Raw genomic sequence first — 11,786 nt, forward strand, 5'->3', positions numbered from 1 at the left:
TAGTTTATGAATATAGCAACAGAAGCCCTAGCAACACCTGATATGTACCGTTTGCTTGTGGGAGGTGTTACGCCGAGACCCATTGCGTGGATTAGCACAGTGTCAGAAGGTGGCGTTCATAACATTGCGCCGTATTCTTTTTTCAGTGTGGCCAGTGTGACGCCGCCAGTATTAAGTTATACCCAAGTTAACCCGCGTACAGGATCAGACAAGGACACGCTCAGAAATCTTTTACACAACCAAGAATGTGTCGTTCACATTGTCAGCAGTGCCTCTCTAGAGAAGATGAACCAGTCGTGCGCAGGCCTGCCTCCAGAGAAGAGTGAATTTGATTTTGCAGACATTGCATCGGTAGAAAGTAAAGTGGTAATGCCACTTTCAGTGGCCGATGCACCTGTTCGTTATGAGTGCCGTCTTCGTGAAGTGAAGCGTATTGGAGACCGGGCCGGCGCAGGCAGTATGGTGCTACTGGATGTGGTTTCGGTCTTCGTGTCGGATGATCTTTACCAAGACGGAAATATTGATCAGCAGGCATTAGGCAGTGTTGGCAAGATGGGCGGCGATTTTTATAGTTTTACTAAAGAGTTGACTGCGTTAACACGTCCATAACGATGATCGGCCGTATTTTTTACTACATAGATAACCGTTCAAGATACAGTTATCATCTATACACTGTGGTAATTATTTTATAGAGGCTTTTCATGTCTGGCGATGAGTCGTTAAATGCCAATCCATCTTACGAGCATCTAGTTCATATCAAAGATCACTCAGAAGTGGCTTTATATGAGCTTATTCCTGATGTTGTGTGGTTCTTTGATTTGGATAAGCATGGCTGGTGGTGGGGTAACTCTGCCGCGGTAAAGTTTTGGGGCTTAAGCCATGTGGATGAGCTGATTAATAAAGACTTGTCTGGTGATACTCAAGGCGCAAAAGACCGTACTGCTCAAACTTTTGAGCTAGCGGTACAAAATGGCCTCACCATTGATCCATGGACGACGTATCCAAACGGCAAGCCTAAAACTCTTTATATGCGCCACCGGGCGGTCTTGCTTGGGCCAGAGAAGCATCGTGGCATCATTGCGTTTATTAACGAAGAGGTAAACCTCGGGGAAACACCAGAAAACCTATTGCTAGTAGAAGCCATGCGTTACACCAATGTGGCGGTCACCAGTTTTGATTTTGACGGTGCGCCGGTTGTTGAAAATCCAGAAGCCACTGAAGCCTATAAGCACATCTCACGTACCGATTTACCTACTGTCCAGTCTTTTTTCAGTGCTCGATTTGTTAACCCAGCGGAAGGTGAAGCGATATTAGCGCAAGCAATAGAGTGTAAAGGAGGGGAGTGGACATGTCAGGTTAAGACTTCTCATGGAGAACGTATTCACAACCTAGATATTCGTATGACTCGACACCCATTGTCGGGCGACTTTTTATTATTGATGTCTGAATACGATGTCACACCTTTGCATGAGGCGTTAGAGGTGGCACAAAACGCACAGGAGGAACTGCGTAAATTAGCCCATTACGATGCCGTAACTGGCATTCCTTCCTTGCGTTATTTGATGGATCAAGAACAGAGCTTGATGGCCTATTCATCGAAGCAGCAGTTAAGCTTGGCGATTTTATATATTGATTTAGACGGCTTTAAAGACGTAAACGATAACTGCGGTCATGAGACAGGTAACCGAGTACTGACGCAAATAGCACAGCGACTCAGTCAGGCTTCTGAAGGGGTGGGTCAAGCAGTCCGCTTGGGTGGTGATGAATTCTTAATATGGTTATCTGATAGCAAAGATCGCGCTGTCGCTACCGATATAGCAGAAAAACTATTAGGCTTGATTCATCAGCCTATTGAAGTATCTAAGTGTTGTCAGATTACCGTGAGTGCCAGTATTGGTGTTGCTTTTCATCATTCAGAACAGCAGTCTTTAGACGATATTATTCAAGCCGCTGACCATGCAATGTATACGATCAAGCACGCTGGTAAGTGCGGAGTACAGGTCGCAACCGAAAGGTAATCGTTTAAGTACGCTGAGTCGCAGCACATAATGTTACTGAAAATTGTAGGATGTTAAAAAAAAATTACGTTTTTTCTGCGACAACTCCCTTATGCTATAAGTGATCGATACGAACAAAAGGTGGTTTAAACGTGATGTTGCAGACTACGGCGAGTGATCAGAAGTACCCCATTAGTCAGCTGTTAGGTGTGGATGTTTTACATAATGTGCTACATCGTTTTCAATCTGCTTCAGGTCTAACGCTTTGGGTAACAGAACAAGACAAGCAACTGATCGTTGCAAGTTCAACTACCTATGATGCCTCGCTATACTTTCAGTTTGTAGTGCAAATTGATGATTGCCTTCCGATTTTTTTACATCTAGATGGTAGACCTTTTCAAGAAGTCGAGCTCGCTCTTCCACTCTCAATACCAGCTGTTGTGAATACAGTGCGTGAAGGCATTTTTGATGTTTTGAAAGTAATGGTTGAGAAGGAGCTCTTGGCTTCAAACCAAAGCCTAGATGATATCAATGTTATTCAGTTAAAGTCACCGTTACATCTAAGAACTATTTTAGATGCGTCACCTATGCCAATGGGTTGGTCTAATGTTGAAACAGATGAAATCGAATACATTAATCCCGCTTTTAAGTCACTGTTCGGTTACAAGCTAGCAGACATACCTAATTTGCAACAATGGTTCGTAAAGGCTTTTCCAGATCAAGTATATCGACAGGAAGCCCTTTCACTTTGGCGTGAGCAAACCTTAAAGAAAGAATCAAACACTGGAGAACTACAGCAGCAACCATTGGATGTTACCTGTAAAGATGGCTCTGTACGCAATGTATTGATCAGTACAACCTCAGTAGGTAATAAGTGCTTGGTTAATTACAGTGACATGACCAATTATTGGCAGATCCAAAACAGGTTGTCTGCACACCGCGAAATGTTGGAAATGATTGCCAAAGGACAGCCCCTTACTAGTATTCTTGAGAAGATTGTTTTCCAGGTGCAATCTGAGTCGAAGGGCTCTATTTGCAGTGTGTTATTGCTCGATGAACAGCACAAACTTCGGAGCGGTGCCGCACCCGATCTTCCTGATTTTTATACAAAAGCTATTGATGGTTTAAAGATTGGTCCTTCAGTCGGATCTTGTGGTACGGCCTCCTATCTAAAAGAAAGAGTGATCGTTGCTAATATCAGCGAACATCAATATTGGCAAGGCTTTGAACAGCTTGCTGCCCGTGCAAATCTTGCCGCTTGCTGGTCAGACCCCATTCTGTCTTCTTCTGGTGAAGTATTGGGTACGTTTGCCATCTACCATACCTATCCAACACAACCGACACATAACGATATTGACTTAATTTCTTTCGCAAGCAACTTAGCGAGCGTGGCCATTGAAAATAGACAATCTCGCGATGAACTTGAGCGTAAAGCGTACTATGATGATTTGACGGGGCTTGCTAACCGTCGCTACTTTTTTGAATACGCTAACAAAGTACTCAATTCGTTACATAATAGTTATGGCTACTACAGCATGATCATGCTGGATATAGATTACTTCAAACATGTGAACGATCAATATGGGCATGAAATAGGTGATTTAGTGCTCATAGAAGTAGCGCAAGCAATGATAAAAACACTAGACAATACAGGGTTGGTTGGGCGAATAGGCGGTGAGGAGTTTGCCGTCATATTGCCTCATATTGGCAAGCAAGAAGCTTTTGAAATAGCCGAGAGTTTGCGAGCAGCGGTGAGTGAATTAGCTATCACATCATCAAACCAAGGCCATGTGAAAGTTACGATTTCAGCTGGTTTGGCGCAATGTTGTGATGATAAGGAAGACGCAATTGGTATTGATCAATTATTTAAGCGAGCTGACACAGCATTGTATCAAGCAAAAACAGCGGGTCGAAATCGAGTAATGGTCTTTAATATGATCTAGCAAGGCTTAAAATCATATTAAGCCTTACTTTAATATCTTTGTAATACTGAGTTATATACGAGCGCTCAGTTTTTTAGTTAGACTGGTTTGGTTTTTTTGCGCCTTCTTCAATGCTTCGTTGGATAATCGGTGAAATAGTAGAACCTTGTACGATGATTGAAAAGATCACCACAATGTAAGTCACAACCACCACCAGCGTATGGTAGTCAGCACCGTTAATCATCAACTTACCTTGTGGGATCGATGCAGCCATAGCCAATGCTAAACCGCCTCGTAAGCCGCCCCAAGTCAGAATTTTGACTGAATGAGGGTCGTACTCGCGGAACCTGCGAAAAATCGTGTATACCGAACCAACGCTGATAAAGCGTGCAAGCAAAACCACGGGAATCATCAAAATCCCTAAGCCTACCTCCGCCCATGTAACGGGCAAAACCACCAGCAGTAAACCAATCAAGATAAACAACAATGAATTTAAAAAAGCATCAATGGTGTGCCAAAAGTGGCTCATCGTCGTTTGGCTTGCTTCCGAAAAACCTTTGCTGTGCGTGACGTTACCAATGAATATACCACTCACTACCATCGCTAATGGGCCAGAGATGCCAATGACGTTGGCTAGAGCGTATCCAGCCGTAGGAATGCACAGGGTGATTAGTAATTCGATGCTGGTGTCATGGCTAGTACGTATCAACCAGTGAGCGATCAAGGCCATGACTAAGCCAAATAGCACACCGCCCACTGCATCGACTAAAAACAGCTCTGCTACACCAGACATCGTTGCGGTTTCACCAGAGAAGGCGACGGCGAAAATAGTAGTGAAAACCACCAATCCTATACCGTCGTTGAACAAAGATTCACCCTCAACTTGCACGGAAATTTTCTCGGGCGCATTCATCTTTTTGATAATAGCCAAAACCGCAATGGGGTCAGTTGGGCTAATTAAGGCACCAAATAGTAAGCAGTAAATAAAGGGCAATTCCCAACCTAAAAGGTGGAATGCGAAATAGCATAAACCGCCGACAATGAACGTCGAAATCAGCGTTGAAAAGAACGCCATAATGGCAATTTCCCAGCGTTGGTTTTTCAGCAGTTTTAAATCGATCTCTAAGGCTCCGGCAAAGAGAAGAAAACCAAGCATGCCATTCAACAACAGCATATTAAAATTCAAGCTGGCAACAGAGGTAGTAATGGATTCGGTAAAGCTATTGTCATAAAACTGAGTGAAGCCCATCAAAAGAAGGGATATCACAACCGAACCTGTGGTAATGGCGATGGTGGTTTGGAGTTTTAAGACATATTGATTACTGAAGGCGATTAAAATCGCCACAACAGATAATAGACAGAGGAAGTACCAAGCGTTCATAAGAGTCCCAAGGGTAAGCATGTTTACAACTAAACGCCCTCAATTGCAGAGTTTGAATGGCTAGGTTGGCAGCATGCTGTCGACGCTTAGTTTTAAACACGAGAACGGCGCATAGTATATGCCTCTCCTGTGAAAAAGTTTCGACCGAATGGGTGAATCCTAAAAATACGCTTAATCTGGCTAAATAAGTAAAAACAATGCTAGCTAGGTAAGGTTTGAATTAAATCAAAGAAATGGGCGGGTAGATCTATAGGGCGAAAGAAAACAGCACTACTAGGCAGCGCTGTTTGATGGGGCGATTAAGCGAATACGAAATACTTACGTACTGTCTCAACCACTTCCCAAGTGCCTTTCATGCCTGGTTCGATAACGAATACATCGCCGCCTTTAAGGTGCTTCGGCTCTTCTCCTTCAGGCGTGATGATGCAGTAACCTTCAAGGAAGTGGCAGAATTCCCATTTGTCGTATTCCACTTCAAATTTACCAGGAGTACAGATCCACGTACCCATGATCTTGCTACCATCTTCAGATAGGTAAGCATTTAGGTTAACAGTGTGTGGTTCGCCTTTGATGCGTTTCCATTTCGTTGCGTCAACAACAGGTGTTGGGCACGTTTCGCGCATTACAGTGATGAAATCAGACATGTAAGTTCCATGATTAAATTAAGGGAACCAGCATTGTAGAGCGCTCATCAATACAAGGGTTGTCCTAGCCCGACGCATTCCTGCGAAATTATGTCGTTATGCTCAATACGATGTATTCAGTGTTTTCTCTGTGACGCTAAAAAAAGCTGTTTCGTTTTTCCTTAGGTCTTAAAGAAGGTCAGGTTTACAAGATTAAGCCTGCACGTTCTGTGTTTAGCCATAAAAATAAACCGCCATAACGATCAATAAAATTATACATGTCGCTTTTAGGTGAATTTTTTGTCGTTTTCCCTGTGTTAAATGACTAGCATCATAGTGTTGCTGAAATAGTTAACCCTAAGCGACAGATTAAGGTGGTGTTGATTGGTTGAATGAAGCACTTTTATTGATTCTTTATGATGGTGAAACTTTCAAAATGTTGACAAATGTCGCTATTTTCAATGAATATTCGTGCTAACAATAAAAATATACGAGTCGGAGTAGGTGTTCAGGGATTGTCGTTTATGACTGTTTAAAAGTGCTAATGTGTCGCTTATTAGATATTAGTAATATTTAATATATGTATTATGTAAGCATTGTGTAACACGGTCGTTCTTACAGGGTGTATGACCGCTCCAATAAAAATTGGTGGCATTGATTTGATTAAGGCAGACGTGCCTAAAGCAATAATTAATGCTTCTTAACGCGACAACTTAGGTTGATTGCATTCAATAAAAAAAGGAACAAATTACATGAAAGGCATCCAGACAAAACTGAAAACGCTGATTTCAACAGCGGTTGCTACGGCTTGTTTGATGAGTGCTAGTGCGGATGCACTAACACTACGTTTAGCGACAGACTCAGGTACAGCAGGATCACCAGCGGGGGACGCGCTGAAAAAATGGGGTGAGCTGATTGAGCAGAAATCTGATGGTGAAATTGAAACACGTGTTTATTACCAGAATGAATTAGGTGGTCAACAAGAAGTGTTCGATCTTCACGTTGCGGGCGATGTTGATGTGATGTTGAACTGGCCAATGACCTCTTACGATAAACGTATAGGTGTTATTTACACGCCATACATGACGCTTTCTTGGGATGAAGCACTCAAAGCTTATAGTCCAGGTGGCTGGGTTAACAATATGTTGGGTGGCGTTTACCATGACATCGGTTTGAAATTCTTTGGACCTTGGCCAGAAGGCTTTAATGGTGTCGGCTCACGCGGCAAGTACGCCTTAAATATTGAAGATGCTGACGGTCTTAAAGTTCGTACAATGACCGTATTTCCTGCGCCACAAACGATGCAAGCATTGGGTTACCAAACGGCTGCAATCGACTGGGGTGAAGTCTACACAGCCTTGCAAACAGGTGTGGTAGATGGTGAAGCTGGCAACGTTATCTACTGGGATTACGAGTACTTCCGTGACTCATTGGATTACTTTGTTCAAACCAAGCATTTCTTTATGACGGGCGTGTTGTCTATGAACTCAGATTCATGGGAAAGCATGAGTGAAGAAGAGCAAAAAATTGTTCAAGAAGCCGCAACTGAAATTATGAATGATCAGTTCAAAGCAGCAAAAGAGCAAGATGATCATTACATTGCCGAAGCTCAAAAAGCAGGCATGGAATACTTCGAGCCTTCTGATGAGCAAATCCGTGAGTTTGCCAAGGCTGCACGTGAGCAAGTTTGGCCGCTAATGGATGAAGAAATCGGCTCTGAAATCATGGATGTTATTCGCGAAAACGCTTCACCGTTATAAATTTTACATTGAAGTACCTCCTTTTAGACCAGCCCGCTAGCGGGCTGGTTTTTTTCTTACGCTGGAGAAACCATGATAAGTGAATTTTTTTCTGGATTAGACAAGCGTGTTGGCTGGTTACTAGAAGCTGCGGCCTTCGTGTCGAGTTTATTGGTTGTTGGTTTAATGTTGTTTTTGGTGCTGGCCCGTTATGTATTTGGCTGGTCCATAGTTGGGTTGCTTGAGCTCATTATGTTGTTTGGTATGTGGCTGTATATGTTGGGAGGATTGATTGCTAGTCGCCGTAATGAGCATTTGGTAGTGGATTTTATTGAGTTAAAAATCACTGACGAACGCATGAAATTGATGCACAAAGCACTGATTTCACTGATTACATTCTTTATTTGTGTGTTCTTTGTTGTGCTTGCTTATCGTATGTTGGCGTGGGGTATGCGCCGCCCACAAACGTCTCCGGGTATGGGGATTCCACTGTGGCTACCACAGGCTTCAATTATGCTCGCTGCTGTGGGTTGTACCTGTTATGCATTACGTGACTTTATTTGCTCGGTCGCGGGTGCTCGTCGTTTAAAGAAAGAGGGTCAGTAGTATGGACGGTTTTATAGCAATTGGCCTTCTGTTGATATTCATGATCATTGGTGTGCCTGTAGCGTGGTCATTTGCCGGTGTGTTGGCATTTCTGGTATACGCTTATGACGCCAACTTGAATACGTTAATGATGCAAGGTTACCGCTCACTTGATTCTGTTATTTTGATCGCTCTGCCTTTATTTGTATTGACGGGGTACTTAATGCAAAGCGGTGGTATCGCTAAGCGTTTAGTAGACTTTATTGAAGTGATGATTGGTAAGCGCCGAGGGGGGATGGGGGCTTCCATGGTTGTGGCTTCTGGCATCTTTGGTGCCATCGCCGGAACAGCAACAGCGGCGGTCGCGTCGATCGGTACCATTATGATTGGGCCCTTGGAGCAACGTGGTTATCCACGAGGTTACTCGTCTGCTTTATTGGGAATCTCCTCTTTATTGGGTATCTTAATACCACCTTCAATCACGATGATTCTGTTTGCCGTAGTGACACGTCAATCAGTGGCGGCATGTTTTGCAGCCTCGGTAGGGCCAGCATTGTTACTGATCATTGGTTTGATCGCAGCAAACCGCTTTAGCGTGGGGCGCTTCTTTGATGAAATCAACAATGCAGCTTCTGCTGGCATGGACAAAGCGCCGAGTAAAGGTCGTGCAGCCATTCGTGCCTTTCCTGCATTATCTCTGCCCATAATTATTTTGGGTGGTATCTATGGTGGTATTTTTACACCGACAGAAGCTGCAGCTGTTGCGGTTTTCGCAGCTATGATGATTGGTTTCTTTATCTATAAAGACCTGACGATTCCTACTTTTAGTCGAAGTGTAGTGTCTGCTGCTGAAACCACTGGTACAGTAATCTTGATTTTGCTGTTTAGCTTTATGATCGGTCGTATTTTAGCAATGGAGCGTATTCCTCAAGACCTAACGCAACTGGTCAGCAGCATGATTGAGAACCCACTAATAATCCTGATTGTAGTGAATATCTTTTTGATCGTTGCTGGCATGATCATGGACGACGTATCAGTAACTGTTGTTGTTGCACCTTTGTTTATGCCGCTAATGGTTGAGAGTGGTGTACACCCTGTGCATTTCGCTTCAATTGTGGCTTGTTCTGTTGTGATCGGAGCAAACAGTCCACCGGTGGCCCCCATTCTTTATATGGCGTGCCGTATTGGTAAAGTGTCGATCCACCGTACAGTGATGCCAGCTTTGGCATTAATGGGCTTCGTGGGTATTCCGGTAATGCTAATCACGACCTTTGTACCTGAGTTATCCTTGTTCTTGCCGCGTTGGCTTGGCTTTGTATAATCAAGGTTTCAAAGGTGTCGTCCTAGAATAGATTGACAGTTTTTTGGCCAGCTCTTGTAGCTGGCCTTTTTTGTTCGAGGTCTTTCTGTTTATGATTGCTGTCGAGTATGTTGAATAGAGTTTAGCAATGATTGCGTGGCTTGCTTAGGGTCAACCGATGCGCAAATCGCCGAAACAAGAGCTATGCCATGAACGCCGGTACTCGCGATCTCGGCTAGGTTATCTGGTCGAATCCCACCAATGGCAACGATTGGCTTTTGATACTCGTTCAATGCTCGCATAAGGCCATCCAAGCCCCAGTGGTACTGGGTATCTGTTTTAGTTGGCGTTGGGTAAATTGCGCTAAGCCCAATGTAGTCGATGGGCAGCTGTTTCGCTTCATCCAGTTGCGCCCAGCTTTCTACCGATAAACCAAGCAATTTATCAGGGCCGAGCAATTGTCGCGCGATGGCCGCTGGCATGTCACTTTGTCCGAGATGGACGCCATCGGCATCGACGGCTAATGCGACGTCGACACGATCATTAATGATTAAAGGAACGTTGTGGTCGGCCAACAAGGGTTTGATTGCCGCGGCACGTTTAATATAGGCCTGCACATCATGATGCTTTTCACGCAGCTGAACCATGGTGACACCGCCAGCAATTGCTTGTTCGACAACATGCACGAGCGATGTTAAATCGAGGTTTTCGTCGGTGACAAGATACAGTGTGTAAGGTGACATGCAGGCTCCTATTGCTGGATTATAATTGTGCTAATTTCAAACGTGCGATCAGGGCATTTTCGTCGAGTGCAAACAGGGCATCAAGCAATGCCGTTTGCAAACTTCCGGGACCTTTCGCATCCTGTCCTGCAATTTCCCCAGCCACGCCCATGACCGCAGCCGCTGCTAAGCCGGTCGTTTCACCAATGGCCGCAAACGCGCCCGTTAAAGCTGATAAAGAACAACCGGTACCAGTCACTTGAGGCATCATAGAATGACCATTGTTTAAAGAGAACACACTGTCTTTGGTCACAATATAATCCACTTCACCAGAAACCACGACATTTGCCTGGTACTCATCGACCAAAGCTTTCGCGGCACTTAACGCCGCTTGGCTGCTGTCTCGCGCGTCCACCCCTATACCCTGCGACACCTCCCCAGCTAGGGCAATGATTTCCGAAGCATTGCCACGAATAATCAAGCGCTCAGCCAAGTCAGCAAAGTGACGCGACGTTGCGGTACGAAACGCTGTTGCACCACACCCGACTGGGTCTAAAATGACAGGCGTTTGATTGGCATTGGCTTGCTCAATAGCAAAGGCCATGCGTTCCACCCAGACTTTATCGAGCGTGCCGATGTTAATGACTAAGGCGCCCGCAAACGACATCATGTCTGCCATCTCTTCGCGAGAGTGGGCCATGATCGGTGATGCACCAACCGCCAGTAAGGCATTGGCCGTGTTGTTCATCACCACGAAGTTGGTGATGTTGACCACCAACGGCTTTTGTTGACGCAATGACGTTAGTGCTTGCGCGATCAGTTCAGGTGTCATGCATTAGTCCTCTTGCTTGATGTGGTCAAAGCCTTGTTGCCAGAAAGCGATTTCCATACGTGTTGCGGTACGGAAGGTCTCGATCAGCTGTCGGCCTTTAAGGCTGTCCAGTTCAACCTCTTCTAAAAGGCTATTGAAGTGCTGCGCGCCTTGGGCGACATGGCTTTGGAAGTCTTCGCTGGCGTACATGTCTAACCAAGAGCGGAATGGGTTGCCATCGAGCTTAGTGTCAGGTGATTGCATACGTTGGTTGCCAATCGCAGCGTAACCAATTGAACAAGGTGCGAGTGCCGCATAAAGGCTGACCAAGTCACCACTCATGCCCGCATCCAAAACAAAGCGAGTATAGGCAACCGTGCCAAAGGCCTCGGTTTCTTGTTCCATCTCAGCTTCGCTGATGCCCCATTGCGTGCAGTATGCCACATGATGTGCGATCTCAGTGTCGAGCAGAGCTTGAACACTGGGTAGTGCGCGACGCATGTCTTCTAGGTTATCGGCTTTGTAAATGGCCAGTGCATAAGCACGCACGTAATGCTTTAGAAATAGAAAGTCTTGCTTTAGGTAATGTAAAAAGCACCGTTCATCCAAGCTGCCGTCCGCGATTTGCAATACAAAATCGTGCTCAGTATAGGCTTGCCACTCTTCAAAGCACGCATCAATCAAATCTTGGTATTCCATATTGAGC

Annotated in this window: 11 protein-coding genes; 6 read left to right on the top strand and 5 right to left on the bottom strand. The window is 44.8% G+C overall.

The window, feature by feature from the left end:
- Positions 1 to 6 precede the first annotated feature (6 nt).
- The 3 genes from AYW75_RS09030 to AYW75_RS09040 all read left to right on the top strand — a co-directional run bounded on the left by AYW75_RS09030 (position 7) and on the right by AYW75_RS09040 (position 3,940).
- Positions 7 to 609 (top strand): flavin reductase family protein, encoded by a 603-nt coding sequence (locus AYW75_RS09030; protein WP_067098478.1) that lies wholly within the window; start codon positions 7 to 9, stop codon positions 607 to 609.
- Positions 610 to 701: 92 nt separating this feature from the next.
- Positions 702 to 2,018: a GGDEF domain-containing protein gene (locus AYW75_RS09035; protein WP_067098481.1), complete on the top strand. Its 1,317-nt coding sequence runs from the start codon at positions 702 to 704 to the stop codon at positions 2,016 to 2,018.
- A 134-nt stretch (positions 2,019 to 2,152) separates the two neighbouring features.
- Positions 2,153 to 3,940 carry a diguanylate cyclase gene (locus tag AYW75_RS09040; RefSeq protein WP_082856458.1) on the top strand — a complete coding sequence of 596 codons (1,788 nt, stop codon included), beginning with the start codon at positions 2,153 to 2,155 and terminating at the stop codon, positions 3,938 to 3,940.
- Between the two features lie 73 nt (positions 3,941 to 4,013).
- Here AYW75_RS09040 and AYW75_RS09045 read toward each other — a convergent pair whose 3' ends face one another.
- Together AYW75_RS09045 and AYW75_RS09050 are read right to left on the bottom strand one after the other, a co-directional pair.
- Complete coding sequence (locus AYW75_RS09045; protein WP_067098485.1) at positions 4,014 to 5,300, bottom strand: cation:proton antiporter; 1,287 nt, start codon at positions 5,298 to 5,300, stop codon at positions 4,014 to 4,016.
- Between the two features lie 299 nt (positions 5,301 to 5,599).
- The gene (locus AYW75_RS09050) at positions 5,600 to 5,944 is read right to left on the bottom strand and encodes a cupin domain-containing protein (RefSeq protein ID WP_067098488.1); all 345 of its coding nucleotides are present in this window, start codon (positions 5,942 to 5,944) and stop codon (positions 5,600 to 5,602) included.
- Positions 5,945 to 6,675: 731 nt separating this feature from the next.
- Between AYW75_RS09050 and dctP the strand changes: the two genes are divergently transcribed.
- The 3 genes from dctP to AYW75_RS09065 all read left to right on the top strand — a co-directional run bounded on the left by dctP (position 6,676) and on the right by AYW75_RS09065 (position 9,568).
- Positions 6,676 to 7,683: a TRAP transporter substrate-binding protein DctP gene (gene dctP, locus AYW75_RS09055; RefSeq protein WP_067098491.1), complete on the top strand. Its 1,008-nt coding sequence runs from the start codon at positions 6,676 to 6,678 to the stop codon at positions 7,681 to 7,683.
- Positions 7,684 to 7,755: 72 nt separating this feature from the next.
- Positions 7,756 to 8,268, top strand: coding sequence for a TRAP transporter small permease (locus AYW75_RS09060; protein ID WP_067098494.1), 513 nt, complete (start codon positions 7,756 to 7,758; stop codon positions 8,266 to 8,268).
- A gap of 1 nt (position 8,269) precedes the next feature.
- Entirely contained in the window at positions 8,270 to 9,568 is a 1,299-nt protein-coding gene (locus tag AYW75_RS09065; RefSeq protein ID WP_067098495.1) for a TRAP transporter large permease, read from the top strand.
- A gap of 89 nt (positions 9,569 to 9,657) precedes the next feature.
- Here the strand turns inward: AYW75_RS09065 and thiE are convergent, their stop codons facing one another.
- From thiE to tenA, 3 genes are read right to left on the bottom strand one after another with little or no spacing between them, the layout of a single operon-like run.
- The gene (gene thiE, locus AYW75_RS09070) at positions 9,658 to 10,290 is read right to left on the bottom strand and encodes a thiamine phosphate synthase (protein WP_067098497.1); all 633 of its coding nucleotides are present in this window, start codon (positions 10,288 to 10,290) and stop codon (positions 9,658 to 9,660) included.
- A 19-nt stretch (positions 10,291 to 10,309) separates the two neighbouring features.
- A complete protein-coding gene (thiM, locus tag AYW75_RS09075; protein ID WP_067098499.1) occupies positions 10,310 to 11,101 on the bottom strand; it encodes a hydroxyethylthiazole kinase in 792 nt (263 codons plus the stop codon).
- 3 nt (positions 11,102 to 11,104) lie between these two features.
- A complete protein-coding gene (tenA, locus tag AYW75_RS09080) occupies positions 11,105 to 11,779 on the bottom strand; it encodes a thiaminase II (protein ID WP_067098502.1) in 675 nt (224 codons plus the stop codon).
- Positions 11,780 to 11,786: the final 7 nt, after the last annotated feature.

This window comes from Marinomonas atlantica (genome assembly GCF_001639725.1).
Classification (GTDB): domain Bacteria; phylum Pseudomonadota; class Gammaproteobacteria; order Pseudomonadales; family Marinomonadaceae; genus Marinomonas; species Marinomonas atlantica.